This window comes from Undibacterium sp. FT79W (assembly GCF_014284215.1).
GTDB lineage: Bacteria > Pseudomonadota > Gammaproteobacteria > Burkholderiales > Burkholderiaceae_D > Undibacterium > Undibacterium aquatile.
Map to the genome: position 1 here is coordinate 680,493 of NZ_JACOGB010000001.1, position 25,725 is coordinate 706,217.

Consider the following 25,725-nt stretch of genomic DNA (forward strand, 5'->3'; position numbering starts at 1 on the left):
AATCGGCGATTCTTCTGTTCGCCATCAATAAAAAAACAGCGCTGGATCAGCGCTGTTTTTTTATTCTATTGTTGTTCTTCAATGCTGATCTGACATTGCTCAGCGTGGTCCTTTATATCCCAGCGCAGCAGAAATCTGGTGCGCAGTTTCCATTAAATTGTTTTTCCAGTCTTCTTGCAAACGATCGGCTGGTGCTGAAATCGACAGACCAGCGATCATTTTTCCGCTGTCGTCGTGAATGCCAGCAGCCATGCAGCGCACACCCAATTCCAGTTCTTCGTTATCTTTGGCATAACCGGTTTGACGAACTTCAGCGAGTTCCTTTTCCAGTTTGGAAAGATCCGTAATGGAATTTTTATTGTGGCCAGATAGCCCGGTACGTGTTGCATAAGCCCGTATCGCTTTCGGCTCGTCCAGGGATAGAAATAATTTGCCGGTTGATGTCAGATGTAATGGCGCACGGCCGCCGATGGCTCTGACTACTTGCATGCCGGAGCGTTCAGAGAAAGCGCGGTCTATATAAACGATATCGTCTCCCTGACGGACAGAGAGATTGATAGTCTGATTAGTCTGTCGGTGCAGCGTGCGCATAAACTCAAGAGCGGTTTCACGCACGTTCAGATGGCTTTTGACGATATTGCCAAGTTCAAGCAAACGCATACCTAACTGGTAATAACCTGTATCGGCGCGATCAACGAAGCGCGTTTTGACCAGATCGTTCAAAATCCGGTGAGCGGTAGACGGATGCAAGCCCGTTTCAGATGCCAGCTCTTTCAAACTGACCGGATCTTGATAATGCGCAAGCGCATCAAGCAGAGAAACCATGCGTTCTATAACTTGTATGGAGGTTTTTTCTGAAGCTGGAGCGTCGTTTTTCATAATCTCGGTGGTGCAGTGCAATATTTAAGTTATACCACAATGTGAAAAAATCGTCATTGACTCGACAATGAAAAGACCAGCTGAGTCGCAAATTTAGTAAAAAACGATGCAAATTCGCTGCAAACGATATGGTTGGATTGTCGAAAAAATAATCTTTTGGGCTTGAGCAGGATCGCATGTTTATTTCAAACCATGCCGAAGAAAAGTGATTTTCGTCATCATTTTGAAATGGAGTGTGAAGCTTTGTCATGTAAAATCCGGCGGCAAGGTGCGAGCCGATATGGCTCCTCCGTTTTTTCTCACAAGGGATAACGATGTCAGATCAGGAACAACCGATCAGCGAGTTCAAAAGTAAAAGTGGTTTGCGACGCATTTTTTCGGCATTTTTTTATTCGATTGATGGTTTTCGTTCAGCCTGGATCAACGAGCACGCGTTCCGTCAGGAATTGGTACTGGTTATTGTCGGCGTCATTGTTGCGTTGAGTCTGCCAGTAACGGCAATTGAGAAATTGATGATGATTTCGGTGTTATTACTGATACTCGTTGTTGAATTATTGAATTCCGCCGTCGAAGCGGTGGTGGACAGGGTTTCCCTTGAGCGGCATACCTTGTCAAAAAATGCCAAGGATTTTGGCAGTGCAGCCGTATTACTGACATTTTTTATCGCAGTCGGTACCTGGGCTGTCATTTTAGTGAATCGCTTTTACCCATAAGAAAAACATGTTACCTACTATTTTAACGACGAACGACGCCACGCTTGCCAGCGCACTCAGCAATGCAATTAATAACAAAACCAAACCGTTGGGAAGTCTGGGGCGCCTAGAGCAACTGGCTTTACAAATAGGCTTGATACAGCAAACCACGACACCGGTTTTGCATGACCCGGCCATTATTGTGTTTGCCGCCGATCACGGAGTTGTTGCAGAGGGAATTTCAGCCTTTCCGCAAGATGTCACCTGGCAGATGGTCGAAAATTTTCTAAGCGGCGGCGCGGCAATCAATGTGTTTGCCAGACAAAATGATATTGCGCTGCAGATTGTCGATGCGGGCGTGAATCATGAGTTTGGTGAGAGAAATGGTTTGATTCACCGTAAAGTCGCCTCTGGTACACGTAATTTTGCGCAGCAGCCAGCGATGACACCGGAGCAATGTCAGCTGGCTATACAGAATGGGCGGGAACTGGTTGCAGCCTTATCCGGTAACGTGCTTGGCTTTGGCGAAATGGGTATCGGCAACACAACGGCCGCTGCGGCGTTGATGCATAAACTGACGGCGCTGCCGGTAGCCGATTGTGTGGGGGCGGGTACTGGATTATCCGCTGACGGCATACGGCATAAACAAAAGGTCATTGAAGCTGCTGTTGCACTGCATGCAGGTGTAAACGAACCTCTTGACGTCTTAGCTTGTTTTGGTGGTTTCGAAATTGCGACGATGGCCGGAGCCATGCTGGAAGCGGCTGCACGCCGTAAGGTCTTGCTAATCGATGGGTTCATTGTCAGCAGCGCTTTGCTCGTCGCGGCACGATTGCAACCGGATATTCTCGATTACTGTGTGTTTTCCCATCAATCTGACGAAAGTGGTCATGCTCGCTTACTGGGGGCACTGGAGGTTAATCCTGTACTGAAACTCGATCTGCGTTTAGGCGAGGGCACCGGTGCGGCACTGGTCTATCCTATGGTGCAGGCCGCGGTTAACTTCCTGAATCAGATGGCGACATTTGGTTCCGCGCAAGTCAGTGAAAAGAGTGCTGGCTGATGACGCTGTTAGGACAGCAAGTGCTGCATCAGTTGCGCTTGTTTTTTATTGCGCTGCAGTTTTTTACGCGCATTCCTATTCCGGGCTGGGTGGGCTTTGATCCTGCCTGGCTGCACCATGCTTCGCGTTATTTTCCTGCGGTCGGTTGGGTAGTCGGTGCGGTTGCGGCCAGTACCTATGCGATTGCATCGTTGTGGTGGCCAGCCGCTGTCGCAATCCTGATGTCCATGGTGGCAAGTATTTTATTGACAGGTGCATTTCACGAAGACGGGTTTGCCGACGTCTGCGATGGATTTGGTGGCGGGATGACGCCGGTACGGGTGCTGGAGATCATGAAAGACTCACGCATAGGCGCGTATGGTGCGATTGGCATGTGTCTGATGTTGTTGTGTAAATTTATCGTGCTGGTGAGCTTGCCGACAGTGCTGGTTTTACCTTCCTTGCTGTTGGCACATCCATTGTCGCGCTTATTTTCCTGCAGTCTGATCTGGCTGCTCAGTTACGCGAGACAGGAAGGGAAGGCGAAACCGCTGGCGCAACAGATGACGTCGAATGAGTTCGGTATCGCTTGTCTCACAGTCTTGTTGCCCGCAGGAGTTATCTTGCTGTGGCAACCTTTGATGATAGATCGTCTGTTACCTGCGCTGGTTTTAATGCTGCTGGCGAGTTTCTGGCTTGCACGCGTATTTTTCAAAAAAATCGGCGGATATACCGGCGATTGTCTGGGGGCAGTGCAACAACTGTCGGAACTCGCATTTTATCTTGGTGTACTGGCACGCGTTGTCAGTGCAAATCCTTAGCCTCGTGAGAATGTGGACGCGATGCTTTTGCATTTGATACGTCATACAAGACCCATCATCGCGCCTGGTATTTGTTACGGCCAGTCAGACGTTGCCGTTACTTCATCGGACTGCAGCTCTCTGGCTGCCAGGTTGAAACCATGCTGGCCAGCGCATATTCCCGTATATTCCAGTCCATTGCAGCGTTGTACACGGTTGGCAGACTTATTGCATCCGACACCGCTTATAGACCCTCGTATCATGGAGCTGAATTTCGGTCATTGGGAAATGCAGGCGTGGGAACAGATTTCCCGTTCAGAAGTTGATGCCTGGGCTGCTGATGTCGTTCATTATCGTCCCGGGCAACAGGAAAACCTTGTGCAGATGGCTGGGAGGGTGAGTGCGTTTCTGGGCGATTTACATGCGACAGCGGAGCCGGAGGCGGTAATAGTTTGCCACGCTGGCGTCATTAAAATGATTGCCGCGTGGGAGAATGCTCTTGGAAGTGTCGGCATCGCGCAACGGGCGGCGCAGAGTACGGATGAATTTTCATATGGTTGTTGCATTGATATTAATATTGTCATGTAGGATATGAAGGTTGGTTTTCCGTTCTGAGCTAAGTGCGGAAACCTATGGCGCGCTAACCGGTGACATTATTTTCATGATAGAACTCAGACGAGCCCCGCGTATCAATGTGAGCTGGCGTTGCGGCATCAGAATGCCGGATGGTCATTTGTTGTTGTGCCGGGCCGTGAATATTTCCGGTGAGGGCGTGTTAGTGCAGTGCCCTGAAAGTTTGCAACTCACACAAATCTACCCGATGATGATAGAAATCCCCGGTATCGCGAACAGCGATGACATTTTCCGAGTTGCATGCAAAGGATCTGTCCGGCATATCATTTTGAGTGGTGATCACTATCATGCCGGTATGCATCTGACAAATATGTCCGATTTGCATTCAGAGCTGGTCAATGCCTGGATTTCCAGAGCGAATAAGTTCGCTTCTTGATAAGATTATCTTGTTGTTGTCGTCATGTTGTTTTCACCCCCATCCTTGCCCGACTTGTCATCTGCCGATAGAATGACGGAGTTTTGGTGCTCGCGGACATGTTCATGTCTGCAGTTAAACGGGAAACACGATGTAATTCCGGAAATATCCAGAGATCTGCGTGCGCAATCGGCACGATAAAAGACAGATCACCGGATTTCACGATGAAAAGCAAGAGTGTGCTGCCCCCGCAACGGTGTACAAGTTGCTGTATTTCTTTCTGTAGATTGATACAGCCAGCCATTTTCCAATACCACTGTGCGTTGATGCATGGGAAGGTCAGATGGTGATATTTGTCAGCCCGGATACCGGCCAGAATAAGTGAAGTGATACGGCAGGCATTTTCTGCGACGGCATACGCTGTGCAGAAATATTTGACGTTCGCTTTGTTGAATACAGCCTACGGGGACGTTGGCTGTATGCCTCGCTTATTTTCTACATCATGAACTCTGTATTCAAACCTCTTGCCCTCGGTCTTGCCGTGGCTGCCGCATTTCCTGCATCGTCTGCGTTTGCCCAATCGATTTCTGTTTCTACCGCATCCAGCGTAATTATTACCGCGGGTCGTCAGCCGCAGGCCGCGATCGATGTTCTCGCCGACAATGTCGTGATCACTGCTGAGCAAATTCAACAATCAGGCGCGGCATCCGTCGTCGATCTGCTGCAACAACAACGCGGCATAGAAATCAGTCGCAATGGCGGTCCTGGTAATAATTCTTCTGTATTTATGCGTGGTGGTAACAACACGCAAAATCTGGTGTTGATCGACGGTGTCCGTGTTGGTTCTTCAACTACCGGCGGTGCGACCTGGGCGACAATTCCGCTAAGTCAGATCGACCATATTGAAATCGTTTATGGCCCTTTGTCCAGCCTGTATGGCGCGGATGCCATGAGTGGCGTGATCCATATTTTTACTAAGAAAACGCCGGGTGTGTTGAATACGACAGCTTCGCTTGGTGCCGGCAGTTACGGTACGCGTAAAGTACAGGCCGGAGTTTCCGGATCTGTCAGCAGTAATCTGAGCCTGGCGCTGAATGTCGCGCATGACGAAGATGAAGGATTTTCTGCAACCAAGACAGGTAACCCCGATAAAGACGGCTACAAACTTGACAGTGTCAGTCTGCGTGCCGACTACGAGGTCAGCAAAGACCTGGAGTTCGGTGCCAAGTTTTTACAAAGTCGTTTGAATGCCCAGTTTGATTCAGGAGCTAAGAACGATTACAGCGTACAAAACTTAGAAACCATTTCTGCTTTTGGTAAGGGACGCATTAACGATATCTGGACTGCCTCTTTGCAGTTTGCACAATCAACCGACAGAACCTTTACTGATGCCTCTTATGGCAAGAGCCAGATCGATACGGTGCAGAATCTGATCACTTTTCAGAACGATATTCGTATCGGTAAAGACGTACTGCAACTGTTGGCGGAACGCCGTGAAGAAACGGTGGATACCACGACTGCCGGACTCAACGGTGATCGCAAAACCGATTCTCTGGCAGCATCCTATGTCCTGAAACATCAGGCCCATCTCGCGAGTGCAAGCGTGCGCTATGACCGCAGCTCGGTCTATGGTTCTCACACCACGGGCAGTGTTGCTTATGGCTATAAGCTGAATGACTCGTGGCGTGTGAATGCCAGTTATGGCAGCAGCTTCCGTGCGCCGACGTTTAACGAGTTGTATTACCCGGGTTATGGCGTTGCCTCGAATAAGCCCGAGCAAGCAAAAAATGCCGAAGCAGGCATTTATTATGAGCTTGGCGATACGCAACTCAGCGCTGTTTATTATCAGAACAAGGCGACAGACTTGCTCGTCAGCACTAATACCTGCCCTGTGGATGTAAAAGGTCATCCTTACGGTTGTGCTTACAACGTGAATAAAGCCACGATGTCTGGTCTGACTGTGGGGGCGAACACTCGTCTGGGTGACTGGAATCTGCGTGCTTCCGTCGATATTCAAGACCCGAAAGACGATACATCTGGTTTGCGCCTTGCCCGTCGCTCCAAAAAGCATGGTTCGCTGGCAGCAGAATACACCATAGCGAAAGCCAAAATCGGCGCAGAAACCGTCTTTTCCGGTAACCGTTTTGATGACGTCGCAAACACAAAAACTTTGGCTGGATATGGCTTGCTGAATATTTACGGCACGTATGAGGTTGTGAAAAATCTGACGGTGATTGGCCGCTGGAATAATGCGCTGAACAAAGACTACGAGCTCGCGAAAAATTACGCAACTGCAGGATCGAGTGTCTTTGTCGGATTGAATTACGGCTTTAAATAATCAAAGCAAAAATTGAATCATGCATTAAAGCGGTATTCAACATGAAGAAGAATCTGTGTCCCAATGCGGGCACAGATTTTTTCTTCATACAGTTTTTTATATTGATCGGGCTGTACATGCGCAACAAGTTTCTTTTTTTCAGCTCGCCGCCGACGCAGGATGGCTTAATGCCTGCAAGCCGGGCGAAGCGACATGCCAGTCTGATATTTGGTTTTCTGCTGCTTTTCACCTTCGCCAGCATTGTATTTGCTGGCCTTACAGGTTCTGTCGCGCTGAGTTTTTCCGAGCTGGCCGATGCGGCTGCGGAATTGATGCGCGGCCCCGCCAATTCTCTTGCCGCGAGTTTGCTTGAATTGCGACTTTCGCGTGCATTCACAGGATTCATCACCGGTGCCACGCTTGCCTTGTCCGGCGTCATGATGCAGGCCTTGTTGCGTAATCCCCTCGCAGACCCTTATGTACTGGGCATTTCCGGCGGAGCATCTGTCGGCGCGCTGGCCACAATCTTATTCTATGGCGCGTTCTGGATGGTTGATCTGGCTGCGTTCGGCGGGGCGCTTGCGGTTGCCTTGCTCTTATTCGGCCTCGCCTACCGTGATTTCCGTGGCAGTGGCAGCAGCGATGGCAGCGCGCCCGTGTTATTGCTGACCGGCGTGATAGTCGCGTCCGGTTGCGGTGCATTGATTACCTTGATGTTGTCGGTAGCACCCGATAGCCGTTTGCGCGGCATGGTGTTCTGGATGATAGGAGATTTATCCGGGGCGCAGTCGCGCTATTTGCCATGGGTGGTCGGCGCTGGCGTATTTTTGTTTGCGATGCGAAATGCGCGTGCGATCAATATTGCAGCGATGCATGCGGATGTCGCCAGTACGCTGGGCGTGAATATCGGACGTTTGCGTCAGCTGTTATTTTTATGTTCAGCCTTACTGACCGCCAGTGCGGTCAGCACCGCAGGCAGCATAGGATTTGTCGGCCTGATTATGCCGCATGCATGTCGCTTTGCTCTGGGGCCAGACCATCGTTTATTGATCCCAGCTGCAACGCTGGCGGGTGGCAGTTTTCTGGTCCTTGCCGACACGATTGCGCGTACCGTGGTGGCACCACAGCAGTTGCCGGTGGGAGTAATTACCGCTGTCATCGGCGTGCCGGTGTTTTTGTTGCAGTTGCATCAGTTGCGCCGCCGCTAACGAGAATGGGACGATAACGATGAAAACCCATCATTTGAATTTAACGGCAGGAAAACGCCTGCTGGTGCAAGAGCTGAACTGGCAGGTAAACGCGGGCGAATGCTGGTGCATTATTGGCCGTAATGGTGCCGGTAAAAGTACCTTGTTACGCACACTGGCAGGCTTGCGTCCGGTGGAATCCGGAGACATTTTTTTAGATGGCAAATTGTTGTCGGCCTGGCCGCTGGCAGAGCTTGCGCGTGAACGCGCTTTTTTATCGCAATCCCGCACCGATGCGTTTGGCTATTCCGCCATCGAAACGGTATTGAGCGCGCGTCATCCCTATCATGATGCTCATTACTGGGAATCCGGTGATGACATGCGGATTGCCTTAGATACGATGCGCGAACTGGACGTTGCCGATCTGGCGCAACGTGATGTCCGCAGCTTGTCTGGCGGCGAACGGCAGCGTGTCGCAATTGCCGCCTTGCTGGCGCAGGATGCGCAACTCATGCTGCTGGATGAACCTGCAAACGCACTCGATCTTGCGCATCAGGTGAGTGTCATGCAATTGCTGTCGCGTTGTTGCAGCGAAAAAAATAAGTCCGTCATTATGGTCAGTCATGACCTGAATCTTGCCCAGCGCATTGCCAGTCACGCTTTGTTGTTGATGGGTGATGGTCAATGGCTGGCCGGCAGCGCAGAAGACATGCTGACCGCGGCACAATTGGGCGCTTGTCTTGGTTATCCGATAGAGCGCTTTGAGCATCACGGTCAGATACTTTTTATCCCGAAAAATTAAATAATTATGAGCGACCTTCCTTCTGCACCGATTGCTTCATCTATCGATAGCGACAATATCAACACCCGCCATCAGCGCCGCATGGAACGCAAGAAAGCGCTGATGGATGAAAAAATTCAGCAAGCGCAGCGCACGACAGGTGTATTGCTGATCCATACCGGTAATGGCAAGGGAAAAAGTTCCAGTGCATTTGGTATGGTGATGCGCGCATTAGGGCATGGCATGAAAGTCGGTGTTGTGCAATTTATCAAAGGGGCGATGTCAACCGGAGAAGAAATTTTTCTGCGTCGTTTTCCTGATGAAGTCGAGTTCTACGCGATGGGCGAAGGCTATACCTGGGAGACGCAGAATCGTGATCGTGATATTGAAAAAGCGACGGTCGCATGGGCGCAGGCAAAGAAATTTCTGAGTGATCCCAGCATCGCCCTGGTGGTGTTTGATGAACTCAATATTGCGCTGAAATACCAATATCTGGATCTTGATACGGTGATTGCCGATCTGGATGCCCGTCCTGAAATGCAGCATGTGGTTGTCACTGGCCGGGGTGCGTTACCGGAGTTGATTGCGATAGCAGATACCGTGACAGAAATGAATGTCGTAAAACATGCATTCAAAGATGGCATCGTGGCGCAGGCAGGAGTTGAATGGTGATAGCTCAGGCAAAAGTGGTTTTGGTATCTGCGATTGCATCCGGACAAGGAAAAACAACGACAACGGCGGCGCTTGCCCGCAAGTTGCGTGGGCAAGGCAAGATCGTCAGAATTTTTAAAACCGGGCCGGATTTTATCGACCCGATGATCCTCGAACGTGCAGGCGGCTCCCCGGTCTATTCACTTGATCTGTGGATGGTCGGCCAATCAGCATCGCAAGCCATGCTGGCGCAGGCGGCGCTGGAAGCGGATGTGATTCTGATTGAAGGCGTGATGGGGTTGTACGACGGCAGACCATCTTCCGCCGATCTGGCGCGCGCCTTTGGTGTGCCGGTGCTTGCGGTGCTGGACGTTGCCGCGATGGCGCAGACCGTGGGCGCGCTGGCGCTGGGCTTGCGCGACTTCGGGCCGGTTCATCTGGCCAGCGTGATCGCTAACCGTGTTGCCTCTGCAGGGCATGGAAAAATGGTGGCAGCCGCGATGCGGGACATTCCTCTGCTCGGATACCTGCCACGCCAGGCCGAAGTGCTGCCTGAGCGACATCTGGGGCTGGTATTGCCGGAGGAAGTAGGACAAATTGATGCCATGCTCGATATGATGGCAGAGCAGCTCGATCTCGATATGCAGGCATGGGACGCCTTACCTGAAACCCAGTTTGCGCTTGCCGCCCCTGTCGCTATTCCTCGTTTGTTGGAGGGGAAAAAAATTGCGGTTGCCCGTGATGCCGCATTTGCTTTTATCTATGCCGCAAATCTGGATATTCTGCGCATGCTGGGTGCAGAATTACTGTTCTTTTCTCCGCTTGCCGATCAGCCTGTTCCTGCCCAAGCCGAGGCCGTTTATTTGCCTGGCGGTTATCCCGAATTGCACGCGGCGACCTTGAGCACTGCGCAACAATGGATAGCGTCGGTCAAAGCGGCGCATGCTACCGGTATGCCGATATTGGCCGAGTGTGGCGGCATGATGGCGCTGACGGAAGGATTGGTTGATCACGATGGAAAACATTGGCCTATGGCGGGTTTACTGAGCGGTGAAGTGCACATGCAGAAAAAACTTGCAGCACTCGGCGCACAGGCATGGCATTTTTCTGACGGAGATTTACGCGGTCATACTTTTCACTATTCGCGCTTCGACACATCGCTGCATCCAGTCGCGCATACGATCAAAAATGCGCATTACTCCGACAGCGATCAGGGCGAGGCGATTTATCAATGCGGGCATTTGCATGCCTCGTATTTTCACGCTTATTTCGCCTCAAATCCGGTCGCCGCAGCACGCTTATTTTTAAGGACTTGAGATGAGTCGCAGCTTGATTTTTGGTGGTGCCCGCTCAGGTAAAAGTGCGTATGCAGAACAACTGGCGCTTCGTCTTTCTGCGGAAGGCGGCAAGCAGGTGATTTACCTCGCAACGGCAGCGGCGGCAGACAGTGAAATGCAGCAACGCATTTTTCATCACCAAAGTCGTCGCCCGGCAGGTTGGCAAACCATAGAGCAAACAACCGCACTGGGCGCAGCGATACAGGAATACAGTCAGCCCGGAACGGTCTTGCTGATTGATTGCCTGACCGTCTGGCTGTCGAATTTATTATTTTCAGAAAATGTGGAATTTCCTGAGATCGGCCAGATTACGCCGCCATCATTATTCGCTGAACAACGGGGCGAAATGCTGAACGCGCTTGAACAGGCAAAAGGCGACGTCATTCTGGTGTCAAATGAAGTAGGCATGGGGATCGTCCCGATGGGGGCGATTTCACGCTGGTTTGTGGATGAAGCCGGGCGCTTGAATCAGGCAGTGGCCGTCAGTTGTGACAACGTGGTCTGGGTTGCAGCGGGCTTACCTTTATTTTTAAAGGGCGCACCATGCTGATGATGACGGGCTTGACTACCGCTTTGTGTTTACTGTTCGGTGTCGTGCTGGATATGGCATTCGGCGAAGTCAGAAAATGGCATCCGCTGGTGGGTTTTGGTCATCTGGCAAATCGGGTCGAACAAGGCCTGAACCGCGCATCGGCAAGCCGCTGGACAGGGGCTATTGCCTGGCTGCTGGTCGTGCTGCCGTTCGTGTTGCTCGCGATACTGACTTTGTGGTTCGCCCATCATTACACGACCTGGCTGGCACCTGTATTGCATGGAATCTTGCTGTATTTCTGCCTCGGCTTACGCAGCTTACGCGACCACAATTTACCGATACAGCAAGCGCTGCTTGACGGCGATCTCGCGACGGCACAAAGGCTGACATCGTATATCGTCAGTCGCGATACCGATGATGCGGATGAAGAATATCTGGCCAAAGCCAGCGTTGAATCCGTGTTGGAAAACGGTTGCGATGCCGTGTTCGGCACCTTGTTCTGGTTTATGTTGTTGGGTGGTGCCGGTGCTGTTTTATATCGTCTGGCAAATACGCTGGACGCCATGTGGGGTTATCGTTCCAGCCGGTTTTTACGCTTTGGCTGCGTGGCGGCGCGTATTGACGATGGCTTGAACTGGCTGCCTGCACGCCTGACAGCGCTGACTTATGCCGTTCTCGGCAACACGCGTCTGGCCTTGCAGTGCTGGCAGCATCAGGCACCACGCTGGCCCAGTCCGAACGCGGGTCCTGTCATGGCAGCGGGAGCCGGTGCGCTGCATCTAACCTTGGGTGGTATTGCCCGCTACGATGGTGAGAATGAAAACCGTCCACTTTTGGGCAAAGGCAAGTTAGCGGTGGCACCGGATATTCAGCGTGCATGGCAACTGGTTTTCGGTGGCACTCTGCTGTGGCTCGGCATCATCGTCCTAGCAGCGTTGTTTTTAAGCGGGATTTTATATGCTTAAACATGGCGGCAATTTACGTGATGCAGCAAAAATTTTTTCTCGTCCGCTTGATGACTGGCTGGATTTATCGACCGGCATTAGCCCGCATTTTTATCCGGCACCTGTGCTTGCGCCAAACGCCTGGCACCGGTTGCCTGAATATTCCGACGATTTAATCGATGCAGCGCAGACCTTTTACGGCGCACCGCACATGCTCGCGGTGGCCGGCAGTCAGGCGGCGATTCAAGCCTTGCCGCATTTGCGATCGCTCTCGCGGGTGGTGGTGTCTGCACCGTCTTACGCTGAGCATGCGTATCAATGGCGGCAGGCCGGACATGCGGTGAGCGAAACCCGTTATGAGGATTTGCACGACGCAGTGGCAAATGCCGACGTGGTCGTATTGTGTAATCCGAATAATCCTACTGGTGAGGTGATCGCACCTACGCAACTTCTGCAATGGGCTGAACAACTGGCGCAGCGCGGTGGTTGGCTGATCGTGGACGAGGCGTTTGCCGATACCTTGCCGGAGATCAGTGTCGCAGCGCACACCCAGCGTGAGGGATTAATCGTCTTGCGTTCAGTCGGCAAGTTTTTTGGTCTGGCGGGCATCCGGCTTGGTTTCGTCGCAGCCTGCGACGCCTTATTGGAGCGCCTCGCAAACTACCTTGGCCCCTGGACTATCAGTGGCCCGGCGCAACAAATTGCAGTCTCTGCTTTGTCGGATACGAGCTGGCAACAGCATCAGCGACTGCTTTTACAGCGAGAAGGTGAACGCTTGCGCTGTCTGTTGATGCAGCAAAACTGGCAATGTTCCGGCACGGATTTATTTCAATGGATCAGTGACCGCCACTTACAACAGCAAAGTCAGACGCTGTGCCACTTCATGGCAGAACGCGGCATCTGGTTGCGCTGGTTTGAAGAAGGGGCGTACAGGCCGCATGGCGTGCGTTTTGGCTTGCCTGCAAATGAAGCCGGGTGGCAGCGTTTGCAACTGGCCTGTGCTGAATGGACGAGCCAGATATGAGCGTCAATGTCAGTCGCAACAATGAGAGTAAAAAGAGAGTAAAAAAGAGGATAACTACGTGAACTTATTTTTCTGTCGTTTTTTCGTATCGGGTATCGTCACTCTGTTGTTGTCAGCATCGGCGCAGGCGGCGATCAGTGTGACGGATGACCTTGGTCATACCGTCAGTTTAGCTAAACCTGCACAGCGCGTGATCAGCCTGTCACCGCATGTGACGGAATTGATCTTTGCTGCTGGCGCCGGTGACAAAATTATCGGTACAGTCAAATATAGCGATTATCCTGCGGCGGCAAAGGATATTCCACGCATAGGCGATAACCGACAGTTTGATCTGGAACGCATTATGGCGATGAAACCTGATTTGCTGGTGATCTGGATGCACGGTGCTTTTGAGCGCCAGTTGGAAGTGTTGAAACAATCGGGCGTGCCATTTTTTTTCAGCGATCCGCAAAAGCTGGAACAGATTCCCGACACCATCCTCAAACTCGGGAGTTTGCTTGGTACCGAAAAAGCAGCACAACTTTCGGCGAACGATTTCCGCCAGCAGTTGCAGCAACTGCGTGCGCAGTATCAGGGGAAGGCGAAAGTGCGGACGTTTTATCAGGTATGGCACAAGCCTTTGTATACGCTCAATGATAAGCATATTGTCAGCGATGCGATACGTGTTTGCGGCGGTGAAAATATTTTTGGCAAACTGAATGTGACCGCACCTGTCGTCAGCGTTGAAGCCGTGTTGCAGGAAAATCCGGAAGTGTTAATCAGTGCGGAAAGCCGCAATCAGGCTTCAAATGGTATCGATCAATGGAAAAGCATGACATCGTTGCTGGCCGCAAAAAACAATAATCTGGTACTGATTGATGGCGATCTGGTGAACCGATCCGGCCCGCGGATTATTGATGGCGCTAAAGCGATATGTGAAGCGCTAGAGCAAGCGCGGCAAAAACGCGAGAAATCTGCGACTTCACCACAAGGAAAAAAATGAATACCACCCCTTTGTTTGAGCGTATCGCCTGCTTATCTACCGAAGCTGTGGAAGTTTTATATGCGCTAGGCGCAGAAGATTGCATCGCAGGTATTTCTGGCTACACTACAAGACCAGCACGCGCCCGTGATGAGAAGCCCAAGGTCAGTGGTTTTTCCTCTGCACAGATTGAGCGGATACTGGCGGTGAAGCCCGATCTGGTGATTGCCTATTCTAATATGCAATCCGAGATTGTGCGCGAACTGATCAGCGCTGGTATTGAAGTCCATGCGTTCAATCAGCATCATGTTGCAGGTATTCTGCACATGATCAAAGTGTTAGCTGCACTGGTAGGGAAACAGGAGCAGGGTGCGCAGTTGATCGCAGAACTGCAGGCGCAAATCGATGTTATCCGCCATCAGGCAGCACAGTGGACGCACCGACCGAAGGTTTATTTTGAAGAGTGGAATGAGCCGCTGATGTCTGGTATCGGCTGGGTATCTGAGTTGATACAGATTGCCGGTGGTGACGATGTGTTTGCCGATCTGGCTGGTTTTCATAGTGCCAGACAGCGCATCATTGCTGACCCTGCCGAAGTGATCCGACGTGCGCCGGATATCATTATCGGCTCTTGGTGCGGAAAAAAATTCAGGCCCGACAGTGTGATCGCCCGTGAAGGCTGGGATGCGATTCCGGCTGTTCGTCATGGGCGGGTACTGGAAATCAAATCGGCAGACATACTCTCGCCGGGGCCTTCGGCAATCCTGCACGGACTTCTGCAATTGCATGTACTGATTGCGGAGTGGCAGGCCTCGCAACCTTTGTCTGTAACACGTTCGTCAGTCGCCCCGGAAGTCGCGGCTTAATTCCGTGGAAATGAACAGGACAGTTTTTTCCTTTTTTTATTTGCCTCGGTGTTTGCCGGAACCTTTTAAGAAAGCGTAGTCGCATGCAGATTTCTACTTTAATGGTACAGGGCACGACGTCGGATGCGGGCAAAAGTACGGTGGTTGCGGCGCTCTGTCGTTTGTTGCAACGAGACGGTGTGCGGGTGGCGCCGATGAAGCCGCAGAACATGGCGCTCAATAGCGCCGTGACGATTGATGGCGGCGAGATCGGGCGTGCCCAGGCTTTGCAGGCCATCGCCGCCGGTGTGCCTGCCCATACTGATATGAATCCTGTGTTGTTGAAACCCTCGTCCGATACCGGGGCGCAAGTCATCATTCATGGCAAGGTGCGCGCAGACATGGATGCGCGCGATTACCACCAGTACAAAACCATTGCGATGGGGGCTGTGCTGGAATCGTATCGGCGCCTGCAACATCAATACGATGCGATTATTGTTGAAGGCGCAGGCAGCCCCGCCGAGGTGAATCTACGTGATCGTGATATTGCCAATATGGGATTTGCGGAAGCGGTCGATTGCCCGGTGATACTGGTGGCGGATATTGATCGTGGCGGTGTCTTTGCCCATTTCATCGGTACGCTGGCGTGTTTATCTGAATCCGAGCAACAGCGCATTGTCGGCTTTGTGATTAATCGTTTTCGTGGCGATATCCGCTTGCTGGAACCAGGGCTGGAATGGCTGGAACAAAAGACTGGCAAACCTGTCCTCGCTGTCTTACCGTATCTGCATGGCTTACAGCTGGACGCCGAAGATGCGATACAACCAGCACAACAAAGTAGCGGAAAATTCCGCATCATCGTACCTGCGATACCGCGTATTTCCAATCACACGGATTTTGATGCCTTGCGCGCACATCCCGATGTTGATTTACAGTTTATCGGTCCTGATTATGCGATCCCGCCTGCTGATCTGATTATTTTGCCCGGCAGTAAAAATACCCGTGCCGATCTGGCATTTTTGCAGCAACAGGGATGGCAACAAGCGTTGGAAAAACATCTGCGTTACGGCGGCAAAGTGATAGGCATTTGCGGTGGCTATCAGATGTTGGGACAGATCATCAGCGATCCGCATGGTGTCGAAGGTACAGCAGGTGATTCGGATGGTCTTGGTTTGCTGGATATCACAACCGAGCTGACGCAGGAAAAACGTCTGCAACAGGTCAGTGGTCGCTGTGCTTTCGGGTTTGCCGCAGACGGCGCACCGGCGGCAGTGCAGGGCTATGAAATTCACATGGGGTTGACATACGCCAGCAATGAAACCTTGTCCGCATTTCACCTGAATGACGAGGACGAAGGCGCCCGCTCACCGGATGATCTGATACTCGGCACTTATCTGCATGGATTATTTGATCACCCTGAAGCTTGCAGCGCCTTGCTGCAATGGGCTGGTTTGCAAAGTGATGCAGTCGTTGATTTGTCTGCATTACGCGAACAGAGCATTGATCGCGTGGCAGATGCCTGCATACCGCTACTCGACGCTTTGCGCGCCTTATAGCCGGAAAGAGTGACGACCAAAGCTGTTGAAAGTGATTGTGAGTTTGTTGTCTTCATGCGCATAATGAGCATCTTACCTGTCGGTATTTATGTCGGCGGCATGCTCGCTTTTGCCGACACTTAATGACTTCTCACTCTACTACTCGCTCTCACTATCATGCCTTTACGATTACTGCGCCCACTTGTTCTGGCTTTACTTTTTTCGTCATCTGTCACGTATGCGGCAGATGCAAGGTTGTTTCAGTATTCGACGATAGATGCTTTGCTCGCCGGTGCGTATGACGGTAATATTTCTGTGGCTGAATTAGCCAGACACGGTGATTTTGGTATCGGTACATATAACCGTGTTGATGGCGAGATGATACTGATCGACGGCGTGTTCTACAAAGCAAAGGGCAACGGCAAAGTCGAAATCGTGCCACCGCAAGAACTTTCTCCGCTGGCGATTGTGACTTATTTTCAGCCGACGAAAGAAATCAGCCTGGCAGGTGTGGCGACACTGGCCGAACTGGAGTCACAGCTCGATGACAGTCTGAGTAATAAAAACGCTTTCTATGCGATACGCATTCAAGGAAATTTTGCGGAGATGACCACGCGCGCCATCGATCCGCAAAAGAAACCTTACAAACCTTTGGCTGAAGTCACTAAGACTCAATCAGTTTTTAAACTTGGCAGCACCTCAGGGCAATTGGTAGGATTTCGCAGCCCTGCATTTGTTAAAGGCTTTAATGTGCCGGGTTATCACTGGCATTATTTGTCTGATGATGTCAGTCATGGCGGACATGTACTTTCCTTGCAGCTGACGGCAGGCAAGGTAAAAATCGCCACGATTTCTACGGTTGAATTACAGGTGCCGGATACTGAAGGTTTCATTCATGCCGATCAGTCAAAAGACCGGGCACAGGAATTACACGCAGTCGAAAAAATCCGGGAGTAAAACATCGTGTTTTGATCTGACGATACCTTTGGGTGCAAAAGTTAATACCTTGTGTTTCATGCAATGGATCAGACTGAATTGCATTACACTCATTTTTTCTTTTGCCCAGGGTAAGCAATGCGTAAATTATCTGTATGGATGACGGGAGTCTGTGTCGGGTCTGTTATAGCATCGGCGCAGGCGTCGGAGCCTGCGACAAATCCTGATGAAGTCGCGGCATCATCGGTGCAGATTTCAGCAACCCGCGACCCGGAATTGAAATCTTACCGGCAATTACTTAAGGGTTTAAACGCTTACGAATCTTACCTGTCAAAAGCCCCCGATTCTGTCTTTCGTTTCCAGTTAATTCCTCAGAAGCCGGATGTCAGTCTGCATGATGTCGGCTTGCGTATCGTCAGCGACGACAGTTCGATACAGATTCCTGTCGCGAACGATGGCGGTTTCACCTTGCCGCGTGATAAAAAAGCGGAAGCCGATAATGCAGATTTACTGATGAATCAGAAGAAGGGGAGCTTTCGCTGGCGGCCGGAAGTTCGTAGTACCGGATTGGTTGCCAACACGCGCCGCCTTGGCGACCTGCGTCTGGAGTGTGAAATACGCTGGGCAGTCGAATATGATGAGTTGCCATTCCTGCGGCGGAATATGTTTCGTGCGGCTGGCGGCCCATGTCATTCATCGATGATCACGGTCATTTATTTCTCACCGTTTAAAAGCAGTGCTGTCACACTAGTCTCCGGCGAGCGCAAGATGGCGCTGACATTGCTTGCTGATGGTCTGCGTTATTCACCACCATTGCATGAGCAGAGTTGGAATGATGACGCTGTAATTGTGTTTGAACCCGTCGCCCGGCAATGAACTGCCTTCAGCGACAGGTATAGACGGTGTTGACGATCAAGGAGCCGCTTCTTTTCTGTTTAATTAATCGGCGTAGCTGACGATGACGCTAAACTTTGCGAAGGAAAGATGGGCGGTCAGTGCATTGAATAAATTGCTGGCGGCGCTTACTTTTTAGCGCCGTCTTTTGGTTTCCAATCGTCTGCCAGCGCTTGTGCTTCCGCGATCTGATCTTTACTCATTTTTTTTGCGACATAGTCGCGATAGAGCACCGCGTCATCGTAGTCTCCGGCGAGCGTCAGCCATTTATAGGCTTCCGTCAGATCAATGCGAAGACCTTTTCCCTTGAAGTACATGAGGCCGAGCTGGTATTGTGCACTGGCATTATTTTGCTCGGCGGCGAGTTCAAACAGTTCGCGGGCTTTTGTGTAATTGAGCGGCGCGCCCTGGCCATTCACATATAAAACACCAAGGCTGTATTGTGCGTCGGCGTAACCGAGTTCTGCTGCTTTTGTGAACCAGATCACAGCGGTCTTGTAGTCTGGTGCAACGCCTTTGGCTTTTGCATACATACGTGCCAGATTGACTTGCGCCCGGACATTATTTTGTTCCGCAGATTGCTGAAACAGTGCGCGTGCTTTTTGATAGTCTTGCTCTATACCTCCGCCGTTCAGATACATCAGTCCAAGGTTAAATTGGGCATCCGCGTTGCCTTTGTTTGCTGCGGACTGAAAAGACTTCGCGGCTTCGGTAAATTCCTGTTGCTCGTACAAAGCGACACCATCCTCGAAATCACCGGCACAGACACTTTGCAATGTGAATCCTGACAGCGTGATGACGGAGAGTGCAACGAGGTGCTTGAAAGGGCGCGAATTCATATACAAGCCTTGAGATAACGGAAAAAAATAGCGGATAAGGGATGGACTATTTTAGTCGCTTCATAGGGCCTGTTAACATTTAAATTACGTGTGCGAAAGGGGTAAAACAGTTGCAGAGCTAGGCGCAGCCCGCGCCGCAGTGTGATCACTGTCAGCGGGATGCAACAACGCCATGCGGCTGTTTTACCCCTTTCCCTCTGGGTTCAGCCAAAACGCGCGCTTGACTGCGTTGCGCGTCTTGTCAGGGGCACCAGCCCTGACTGCACCGCACGTCTTGCCAGCCCACGTTTTGGTTCGAACGCATCTCGCAATTTAAATGTTAACAGGCCCTGGCTTTGCGACCGGATTTAAAAATCCTTCACATAACCAGAATTCAGCCCGCCGTTTCTGTGCTGACCTTATCCCAGTCATTTTCATCATCGTATCGAATCAACCAGTTCACCACTTTGTGCCATTCATGTACGGCCACGGCATCCAGGCGGCCCGGGGTTGGCTTGCCAGTGATGTGGGCGTGGCGTACTGCCCAGTGCATGCGATACAGCAGATCAGCCCAGTCAAGCAATACGGACTTTGAACGCAGATGGATTTGTGATCGCAGACTGTCCGGGTGACTGGTAATTTGTTGCCACAATGGTTCTGCGATCGCCTCTTTATAACAACCATCAGGCATACCTATGGTTTTTTGTATGCCGCAACACCACGCCAGAAAATGCAATGCGTCTGCGGATAACGCCGGGGCTGACATCGCGGGATCAACTGTATGCTCCCGCATCAGTTGGCGTTCACCTTCGGAAAAATACGAATCGAGCTGCTGCGTGCGAATGACATCGATTACATCCGCCCTTTGTGATGTTTGTTGTAATTGCCAGATGGCAGTCAGTGCGACCAGACGTTGAAAAACTTCGTCATTGCTGCGCAGTTGAATTTCATCTTCACTCTCGATGAGCGGTAATTGCAGATTGATACGTATGCCACGTTTGTGCAGCGTCAGTTCTGACAACTCTTTACGCAGTTCCGGAGATTTCATAACAGACAGAGATAAAAAAGGTCTGAGATTGTAACAGTGGCGGGCGGATATTCCTCATCTTGCTCTCCGGATGAAATCAATTTTCATCAAACTGGACGCCGGAAATCAGCATGTCATCCATGATTTGCGACTGAATACTCAAATTTATGGAAGCAGAAAAATGGGTGAGATTAAACGTTATCAGATCTAATTTGATCTGATAAGACCTCTGTCAGCGGATTGTTATAGCCTATCAAAAGGCGAGTGCTTCTTCTTGTATCTCCGGCTTTACGCAGTGACTCAGTTGCTCAATCACATTGTCGACGCTGATGGCATCGACCCAGTCATGACGGTGAGTCGAAGTAATCACTTTGCTGTGAATCTGATCGAACGGCGCCCATTCAGGATTTTTTTGACGCATCAGCGCAATCACGGGCACATGCACTGCATTGGCAAGGTGCATCACGGCGGTTTCAACAGAAATGATTAAGTCGCACCAACTCAGCATTGCAGGTAGTTGAAAGAAATTTTCCTGCGCTGAGAAAAACTGGGTATTTTTCAGATTGTATTCTTTTAAGGTTGCCTGAGTCTGTGCCAGCTTTTCTGGCGGCGCGCTGACGACGAAACATGCACCACGCCAGACTTTCATTGCTTGCATGGCTTTAATTAATTCGGCGACTTTTGCCAGCGGCCAGCAACGCTTATTAATCTTGGCAAACGGATTAATGAATACCACTTTGCATTTGGTTTTATCGAAGCCCCATTCTTCCAATTGCAAGCGCGCTTGCTGCAGCCACTGTTTTGGAATGTTCACATACGGGAATAAGTCGTCTTCTTTGCTCTCGATTCCAAACGCCTGGTTAAACCAGTCTGCATAGATCGTGCTGATGTGCACTTGCTGACCTTGAAAGCGATTCTCCTGAATCGCGGCATCTAATTTTTTGTAGGCCACAAGATGATGCAGCTTCAACAGGCTGACCGGTTGTTTGATTCCAGCGATATACCCTTGCGGACTGAGTTTGCGCGCCAGCGAAGCATAGTGCTGAGGACGCAGAATGGAGAGTGAAACAACGATGGGATATTCCTCATTTTTCGCTTCCTGAATACTTTCTGCCAGCAATGCCGGGTTGTAAGTACGGCGATAAACCTTGCTGAACAAATCACAGTCGCTGACCCAGTCATACAGCGCATATTTTTCCAGAAATGGCCATTGGCGTTCATCGCGGGTGCGGCGTAACTCATCCACCCACAAATGCATTTCGATATGCGGATATGCCTGTGAAAATGCCTTAAAAGAATTTTGTAAATAGCTGAAGTCGCCGATAGCGAGCGGCGCGACGAATAATATTTTTTTTGTTTTTTTGAGTAAATCAGCGGGAATTTGTTGCGTGGACATGAAAGGGTGGTGCTTTTCAGAAGATGGAATTGTACTGGCTTGGTTACAGTTTGACACAGATACGGAAATTTGGTTCCGTTGCTGACAGGAAAACATATTCGCGATTGTGCTTAAACAGTGAAGCATCTAATGCGAAATGGAATTCCATAGTGTGAAATTATTACTGTAATTGCGACGGATATTTTATCTCATTTTCTGAAAATGTATTTCATATAGCAAAAATATGAATTTAACTTATTGAATATAAAAGAAAAAAATTAAGTTATATGTCTTATATAAGAGTTGGCTTGGTTTCCGAAATGGTCTATCATTAACCCATACAGTTTTGCTTCAACCTGCTGTTTTACCGGTTCGATTCTGAACAGATAGGGCGGCACACGATATTGCTTCGTTATTGCTTCGTTAATTTTTTTACCTCTCTAGGAGATTCACATGTCACAGTATCAAGACGACATCAAAGCCGTTGCCGGACTCAAAGACAAACAAGGTAGTGCCTGGAACGCGATCAACCCTGAATCCGCTGCACGTATGCGTGCTCAGAACAAATTCAAAACTGGCCTGGATATCGCACGCTACACTGCGAAAATCATGCGTCAGGATATGGCTAATTACGATGCCGATCCTTCCAAATACACTCAGTCTCTGGGTTGCTGGCACGGTTTCATCGGTCAACAGAAGATGATTTCTATCAAGAAGCACTTCAACAGCACTGATCGCCGTTACTTGTATCTGTCTGGCTGGATGGTTGCTGCATTGCGTTCTGAATTCGGCCCATTGCCAGATCAGTCCATGCATGAAAAAACAGCGGTCTCAGATCTGATCAGAGAACTCTACACTTTCCTGCGTCAGGCTGATGCACGTGAACTGGGCGGTTTGTTCCGTCAACTCGATGCTGCTGAAGGCGCTGCTAAACAAGCGATTCAAGACCAGATCGATAACCATGTTACTCACGTAGTACCTATCATCGCTGATATCGATGCAGGTTTCGGTAATGCTGAAGCGACTTATCTGCTGGCGAAACAGTTCATTGAAGCCGGTGCATGCTGTATCCAGGTTGAAAATCAGGTTTCGGATGAAAAACAATGCGGTCACCAGGATGGTAAAGTTACCGTTCCTCATGAAGACTTCCTCGCGAAGATCCGTGCGATCCGTTACGCATTCCTGGAACTCGGCGTGGATGACGGCATTATCGTTGCACGTACTGACTCTCTGGGCGCTGGTCTGACGAAACAAATCGCTGTGACACGTGAACCTGGCGATCTGGGCGACAAATACAACTCCTTCCTTGACGTTGAAGAAGTATCAACAGACTCCATGGCAAATGGTGACGTTGTGATCAAACGTGATGGCAAACTGCTGCGTCCTAAACGTCTGCCAAGTAACTTGTTCCAGTTCCGTGCCGGTACAGGTGAAGAGCGTTGCGTACTCGATTGCATCACATCTCTGCAAAACGGCGCAGACTTATTGTGGATCGAAACTGAAAAACCACATATCGCTCAGATCGGCGGCATGGTCAGCGAAATCCGTAAAGTGATTCCAAATGCGAAACTGGTTTACAACAACAGCCCATCGTTCAACTGGACACTGAATTTCCGTCAACAAGTATTTGACAGCATGCAAGCGGCAGGCAAAGACGTATCCGCCTACGATCGCGCTAAGCTGATGAGCGTTGACTATGACAATACAGAATTGGCGATCACTGCTGATGAAAAAATCCGTACATTCCAGGCTGATGCAGCCCGCGAAGCAGGTATTTTCCATCACCTGATCACTTTGCCGACTTACCATACTGCTGCTTTGTCCACTGACAATCTGGCTAAAGAATACTTCGGCGACCAAGGTATGCTGGGTTATGTTGTTGGCGTTCAGCGTAAAGAAATCCGTCAGGGTATCGCTTGCGTCAAACATCAGAACATGTCCGGTTCCGACATCGGTGATGATCACAAAGATTATTTCAGCGGTGAAGCTGCATTGAAGGCAGCTGGTAAAGACAACACAATGAATCAGTTCTGATAAAACTGCATGGTGAGCCTCAGGCTCACCATGTTCATAAAATAAACCCTGAAAATTGCTTGGCAGTTTTCAGGGTTTTTCTATGGAAAATCGATATCTGACGTGGGTATTCGCGTTCTAAACGCAAACACTGATGCCAGCGTCAATGCAGACGTCAGATGACCGCTTAATGTAACGGTGCTCTGTCAGGTGCGACGAATGCCAGACCTTCTTCAAAGGAGCGTAGCACCATATCGACATGTTTATTCACCACCGATTGTTCTGCCAGATTTTCTTCAGCGAAAAGACGAATCGTCACAATCAACGCATGTGGAAGATTGCTGCGTAGCTCCTGCACGATGGGTATCCATTCCGTCAGAGTGGAAGCCAGCGGGTAGGTGATAAATACCGTAGATACGATATTTGCGCCATCTGCCCCCGGATCTTCCTGATGGTCGCCAAAAGAAAAGCTACGCGCATCGATGTTCACTTCCCGTAGTGCCATTACGAACAGCTCGCTCAGCAAGTCATCGCGTTCGCTTTCAAAGCCTGCACATAAAACGACCGAGCGGGATGGTACATTCAGGGAGCCTTGCCAGCGACCCAGGCGTTTTTTGCGCATCTGACGTAAATGCGCACCGACATTCGCATCCAGCACGGAAACTGAATGTCGCTTGCGATTTTTATTGTCGCCATAGGAGCCCTGACTGACTGTTTCCGCGAGTGTGGCAATCGTTGCGCGAATTTTATTTTGCTGTGTTTTCTCCAGCAATCCATTTTCAAAATCATGTGCTCCAAGAGACAGTCCTGGAATCAGGATGTGATCACAATATTTGGCAAAACTGAATTTACGCAAAAACACTTGCGCATCGGTCACGATGGCATCGGTATCTGCGGCCAGTAAGCGATGGAAAAAACGGTGTGCCTCATCCACGTTCGGCGTGTCCGCAAATAATATCGTGATCGGTTCCAGCGCGCTGACATGACGCCCGGCAACGACCAGACATAAAGTCAGCGGCGTTGACAGCAGCAGACCAATCGGCCCCCACAGCGCACCCCAGAACAAGGCCGATACCATCACGGCGAGCGGTGATAGTCCAGAACTGTGCCCATACACTTTGGGCTCCACCCAGTTCGCGACCAACACTTCGGTCGCACCGAAAAAGGACATGCAGACGATCGCCAGAGTCCAGCCGGGATCAATCGCTGCGACGAACAACGTAATCATGCCTCCCGCAATCAATGCACCCAGATATGGAATAAAACGTAATAAGCCACTTAAGGTGCCGAACAGAAATGCATGCGGCACGCCCACCGCCCATAAGGCGATGGAGACGATGATCGCGAATGCGGTGTTGACCAGAAATTGCGAAAAGAAAAAGCGCGAGACGCCTTCCGTTGCGTCCCCCAACGCCTTGATCGTGCGGCCAACTTCGCTTTGCCCTGTCAGACGTATTGCCCGATCACGCAAAGATTCATGATCAAGCAGAATAAATATCAGCAATACAAAAACCAGAAACGCCTCGCCGACCGGCCCGGAAATGGATGACAGCAAACGCGTGATCGTTTCAGTCGTGCTTGGTTGCGGTGTGCGAATGACGACCGGAACTGGTTGGCTTTGTCCTGCAGGTAAAACCCTTTCATTTGGTGTTGCCGGTTCTGCCGCCGGGAAATTATTCGATGACACGGCCTTCATTTCCGCCTCGATGTGCGCAAATGGCCGCTCAGTGATCTGCCTCACCATTGCCAGCTTGGATTGAATCGCCGCGCGATATTGCGGAATTTCAGTCGTCACGCTGACTAACTGCGAGGCCAGAATCACACCGATGCCAACGAGGCCCGCAGCGACGAAAAGTACCGCACTGAAGGTAGCAGTGATACGCCCCAGTCCGAATCGTCGCAGGCTGCGTATCAGCGGTGCGATGATCAGGCTCAGTATCGATGCCAGTACGATAGGTTCCAACACCTCTCGTCCAAAATGCAGCAGAGCCAGAACGCAAATAAGACTGACCAGTGACGTCGCGGTTGAGCGTGCAACAGAAGGGGAATTAGGCATGTGTAAATCCGGAAGAGGCAATCGTAAAACGGTAAGGCTGCGAAACAGCGATTATATTTAAAGCGGCACTGAATGGTGCAGCATTATCAGT

General features: G+C 50.6%; 24 protein-coding genes and 1 riboswitch. Of the genes, 19 read left to right on the plus strand and 5 right to left on the minus strand.

Annotated elements, in window-relative coordinates; genetic code table 11:
* Positions 1-99: 99 nt before the first annotated feature.
* A complete protein-coding gene (locus H8K38_RS02965) occupies positions 100-879 on the minus strand; it encodes an IclR family transcriptional regulator (protein ID WP_186883271.1) in 780 nt (259 codons plus the stop codon).
* A gap of 314 nt (positions 880-1,193) precedes the next feature.
* Here H8K38_RS02965 and H8K38_RS02970 point away from each other — a divergent pair, with 314 nt between their 5' ends.
* From H8K38_RS02970 to H8K38_RS03055, 18 genes are all read left to right on the plus strand, one after another.
* On the plus strand, positions 1,194-1,592 hold the full coding sequence (locus H8K38_RS02970; RefSeq protein ID WP_186883272.1) for a diacylglycerol kinase: 399 nt from the start codon (positions 1,194-1,196) through the stop codon (positions 1,590-1,592).
* A 7-nt stretch (positions 1,593-1,599) separates the two neighbouring features.
* Positions 1,600-2,634: a nicotinate-nucleotide--dimethylbenzimidazole phosphoribosyltransferase gene (cobT, locus tag H8K38_RS02975; RefSeq protein WP_186883273.1), complete on the plus strand. Its 1,035-nt coding sequence runs from the start codon at positions 1,600-1,602 to the stop codon at positions 2,632-2,634.
* Positions 2,634-3,434, plus strand: coding sequence for an adenosylcobinamide-GDP ribazoletransferase (locus tag H8K38_RS02980; protein WP_186883274.1), 801 nt, complete (start codon positions 2,634-2,636; stop codon positions 3,432-3,434). The genes cobT and H8K38_RS02980 overlap by 1 nt, the downstream gene beginning before the upstream one ends.
* A 21-nt stretch (positions 3,435-3,455) precedes the next feature.
* Positions 3,456-4,001 carry a histidine phosphatase family protein gene (locus H8K38_RS02985; protein ID WP_186883275.1) on the plus strand — a complete coding sequence of 182 codons (546 nt, stop codon included), beginning with the start codon at positions 3,456-3,458 and terminating at the stop codon, positions 3,999-4,001.
* A 10-nt stretch (positions 4,002-4,011) separates the two neighbouring features.
* Positions 4,012-4,422, plus strand: coding sequence for a PilZ domain-containing protein (locus H8K38_RS02990; protein WP_186883276.1), 411 nt, complete (start codon positions 4,012-4,014; stop codon positions 4,420-4,422).
* A gap of 67 nt (positions 4,423-4,489) precedes the next feature.
* A riboswitch (cobalamin riboswitch) is annotated at positions 4,490-4,793 on the plus strand.
* Between the two features lie 110 nt (positions 4,794-4,903).
* On the plus strand, positions 4,904-6,739 hold the full coding sequence (locus H8K38_RS02995; RefSeq protein ID WP_186883277.1) for a TonB-dependent receptor domain-containing protein: 1,836 nt from the start codon (positions 4,904-4,906) through the stop codon (positions 6,737-6,739).
* A gap of 167 nt (positions 6,740-6,906) precedes the next feature.
* Positions 6,907-7,926 carry an iron ABC transporter permease gene (locus tag H8K38_RS03000; protein WP_186883278.1) on the plus strand — a complete coding sequence of 340 codons (1,020 nt, stop codon included), beginning with the start codon at positions 6,907-6,909 and terminating at the stop codon, positions 7,924-7,926.
* Positions 7,927-7,945: 19 nt separating this feature from the next.
* Entirely contained in the window at positions 7,946-8,707 is a 762-nt protein-coding gene (locus tag H8K38_RS03005) for an ABC transporter ATP-binding protein (RefSeq protein ID WP_186883279.1), read from the plus strand.
* Between the two features lie 6 nt (positions 8,708-8,713).
* Complete coding sequence (gene cobO / locus H8K38_RS03010; protein ID WP_186883280.1) at positions 8,714-9,358, plus strand: cob(I)yrinic acid a,c-diamide adenosyltransferase; 645 nt, start codon at positions 8,714-8,716, stop codon at positions 9,356-9,358.
* Positions 9,352-10,653: a cobyrinate a,c-diamide synthase gene (locus H8K38_RS03015; RefSeq protein WP_186883281.1), complete on the plus strand. Its 1,302-nt coding sequence runs from the start codon at positions 9,352-9,354 to the stop codon at positions 10,651-10,653. Before cobO ends, H8K38_RS03015 begins: the two co-directional genes overlap by 7 nt.
* A 1-nt stretch (position 10,654) precedes the next feature.
* Complete coding sequence (cobU, locus tag H8K38_RS03020) at positions 10,655-11,224, plus strand: bifunctional adenosylcobinamide kinase/adenosylcobinamide-phosphate guanylyltransferase (protein ID WP_186883282.1); 570 nt, start codon at positions 10,655-10,657, stop codon at positions 11,222-11,224.
* On the plus strand, positions 11,224-12,171 hold the full coding sequence (gene cbiB, locus H8K38_RS03025; protein ID WP_186883365.1) for an adenosylcobinamide-phosphate synthase CbiB: 948 nt from the start codon (positions 11,224-11,226) through the stop codon (positions 12,169-12,171). The genes cobU and cbiB overlap by 1 nt, the downstream gene beginning before the upstream one ends.
* On the plus strand, positions 12,164-13,174 hold the full coding sequence (gene cobD / locus H8K38_RS03030; RefSeq protein WP_186883283.1) for a threonine-phosphate decarboxylase CobD: 1,011 nt from the start codon (positions 12,164-12,166) through the stop codon (positions 13,172-13,174). Before cbiB ends, cobD begins: the two co-directional genes overlap by 8 nt.
* Before the next feature lie 58 nt (positions 13,175-13,232).
* A complete protein-coding gene (locus H8K38_RS03035; RefSeq protein WP_186883284.1) occupies positions 13,233-14,156 on the plus strand; it encodes a cobalamin-binding protein in 924 nt (307 codons plus the stop codon).
* On the plus strand, positions 14,153-15,001 hold the full coding sequence (locus tag H8K38_RS03040; RefSeq protein WP_186883285.1) for a cobalamin-binding protein: 849 nt from the start codon (positions 14,153-14,155) through the stop codon (positions 14,999-15,001). Before H8K38_RS03035 ends, H8K38_RS03040 begins: the two co-directional genes overlap by 4 nt.
* 83 nt (positions 15,002-15,084) lie before the next feature.
* Entirely contained in the window at positions 15,085-16,536 is a 1,452-nt protein-coding gene (locus tag H8K38_RS03045; protein WP_255422800.1) for a cobyric acid synthase, read from the plus strand.
* 156 nt (positions 16,537-16,692) lie between these two features.
* Complete coding sequence (budA, locus tag H8K38_RS03050; protein WP_186883286.1) at positions 16,693-17,472, plus strand: acetolactate decarboxylase; 780 nt, start codon at positions 16,693-16,695, stop codon at positions 17,470-17,472.
* Between the two features lie 117 nt (positions 17,473-17,589).
* On the plus strand, positions 17,590-18,327 hold the full coding sequence (locus H8K38_RS03055; RefSeq protein WP_186883287.1) for a hypothetical protein: 738 nt from the start codon (positions 17,590-17,592) through the stop codon (positions 18,325-18,327).
* Between the two features lie 146 nt (positions 18,328-18,473).
* On the opposite strand, the gene H8K38_RS03060 is transcribed toward H8K38_RS03055, so the two are convergent.
* From H8K38_RS03060 to H8K38_RS03070, 3 genes are all read right to left on the minus strand, one after another.
* Positions 18,474-19,184 (minus strand): tetratricopeptide repeat protein, encoded by a 711-nt coding sequence (locus H8K38_RS03060; protein ID WP_186883288.1) that lies wholly within the window; start codon positions 19,182-19,184, stop codon positions 18,474-18,476.
* Between the two features lie 373 nt (positions 19,185-19,557).
* Positions 19,558-20,211, minus strand: coding sequence for a DUF4272 domain-containing protein (locus tag H8K38_RS03065; RefSeq protein WP_186883289.1), 654 nt, complete (start codon positions 20,209-20,211; stop codon positions 19,558-19,560).
* A gap of 232 nt (positions 20,212-20,443) precedes the next feature.
* The gene (locus H8K38_RS03070) at positions 20,444-21,586 is read right to left on the minus strand and encodes a glycosyltransferase family 9 protein (protein WP_186883290.1); all 1,143 of its coding nucleotides are present in this window, start codon (positions 21,584-21,586) and stop codon (positions 20,444-20,446) included.
* A gap of 432 nt (positions 21,587-22,018) precedes the next feature.
* Between H8K38_RS03070 and H8K38_RS03075 the strand changes: the two genes are divergently transcribed.
* Positions 22,019-23,599: an isocitrate lyase gene (locus tag H8K38_RS03075; RefSeq protein WP_186883291.1), complete on the plus strand. Its 1,581-nt coding sequence runs from the start codon at positions 22,019-22,021 to the stop codon at positions 23,597-23,599.
* Positions 23,600-23,765: 166 nt separating this feature from the next.
* Here the strand turns inward: H8K38_RS03075 and H8K38_RS03080 are convergent, their stop codons facing one another.
* A complete protein-coding gene (locus H8K38_RS03080) occupies positions 23,766-25,634 on the minus strand; it encodes an AI-2E family transporter (protein ID WP_186883292.1) in 1,869 nt (622 codons plus the stop codon).
* Positions 25,635-25,725 lie beyond the last annotated feature (91 nt).

Excerpts from the sequence above, each read along its gene's own strand:
- H8K38_RS02965 (WP_186883271.1), bottom strand. The coding sequence starts at position 879 with ATGAAAAACGACGCTCCAGCTTCAGAAAAAACCTCCATACAAGTTATA.
- H8K38_RS02970 (WP_186883272.1), top strand. The coding sequence starts at position 1,194 with ATGTCAGATCAGGAACAACCGATCAGCGAGTTCAAAAGTAAAAGTGGT.
- cobT (WP_186883273.1), top strand. The coding sequence starts at position 1,600 with ATGTTACCTACTATTTTAACGACGAACGACGCCACGCTTGCCAGCGCA.
- H8K38_RS02980 (WP_186883274.1), top strand. The coding sequence starts at position 2,634 with ATGACGCTGTTAGGACAGCAAGTGCTGCATCAGTTGCGCTTGTTTTTT.
- H8K38_RS02985 (WP_186883275.1), top strand. The coding sequence starts at position 3,456 with ATGCTTTTGCATTTGATACGTCATACAAGACCCATCATCGCGCCTGGT.
- H8K38_RS02995 (WP_186883277.1), top strand. The coding sequence starts at position 4,904 with ATGAACTCTGTATTCAAACCTCTTGCCCTCGGTCTTGCCGTGGCTGCC.
- H8K38_RS03000 (WP_186883278.1), top strand. The coding sequence starts at position 6,907 with ATGCCTGCAAGCCGGGCGAAGCGACATGCCAGTCTGATATTTGGTTTT.
- H8K38_RS03005 (WP_186883279.1), top strand. The coding sequence starts at position 7,946 with ATGAAAACCCATCATTTGAATTTAACGGCAGGAAAACGCCTGCTGGTG.
- cobO (WP_186883280.1), top strand. The coding sequence starts at position 8,714 with ATGAGCGACCTTCCTTCTGCACCGATTGCTTCATCTATCGATAGCGAC.
- H8K38_RS03015 (WP_186883281.1), top strand. The coding sequence starts at position 9,352 with ATGGTGATAGCTCAGGCAAAAGTGGTTTTGGTATCTGCGATTGCATCC.
- cobU (WP_186883282.1), top strand. The coding sequence starts at position 10,655 with ATGAGTCGCAGCTTGATTTTTGGTGGTGCCCGCTCAGGTAAAAGTGCG.
- cbiB (WP_186883365.1), top strand. The coding sequence starts at position 11,224 with ATGATGACGGGCTTGACTACCGCTTTGTGTTTACTGTTCGGTGTCGTG.
- cobD (WP_186883283.1), top strand. The coding sequence starts at position 12,164 with ATGCTTAAACATGGCGGCAATTTACGTGATGCAGCAAAAATTTTTTCT.
- H8K38_RS03040 (WP_186883285.1), top strand. The coding sequence starts at position 14,153 with ATGAATACCACCCCTTTGTTTGAGCGTATCGCCTGCTTATCTACCGAA.
- H8K38_RS03045 (WP_255422800.1), top strand. The coding sequence starts at position 15,085 with ATGCAGATTTCTACTTTAATGGTACAGGGCACGACGTCGGATGCGGGC.
- budA (WP_186883286.1), top strand. The coding sequence starts at position 16,693 with ATGCCTTTACGATTACTGCGCCCACTTGTTCTGGCTTTACTTTTTTCG.
- H8K38_RS03055 (WP_186883287.1), top strand. The coding sequence starts at position 17,590 with ATGCGTAAATTATCTGTATGGATGACGGGAGTCTGTGTCGGGTCTGTT.
- H8K38_RS03060 (WP_186883288.1), bottom strand. The coding sequence starts at position 19,184 with ATGAATTCGCGCCCTTTCAAGCACCTCGTTGCACTCTCCGTCATCACG.
- H8K38_RS03065 (WP_186883289.1), bottom strand. The coding sequence starts at position 20,211 with ATGAAATCTCCGGAACTGCGTAAAGAGTTGTCAGAACTGACGCTGCAC.
- H8K38_RS03070 (WP_186883290.1), bottom strand. The coding sequence starts at position 21,586 with ATGTCCACGCAACAAATTCCCGCTGATTTACTCAAAAAAACAAAAAAA.
- H8K38_RS03075 (WP_186883291.1), top strand. The coding sequence starts at position 22,019 with ATGTCACAGTATCAAGACGACATCAAAGCCGTTGCCGGACTCAAAGAC.
- H8K38_RS03080 (WP_186883292.1), bottom strand. The coding sequence starts at position 25,634 with ATGCCTAATTCCCCTTCTGTTGCACGCTCAACCGCGACGTCACTGGTC.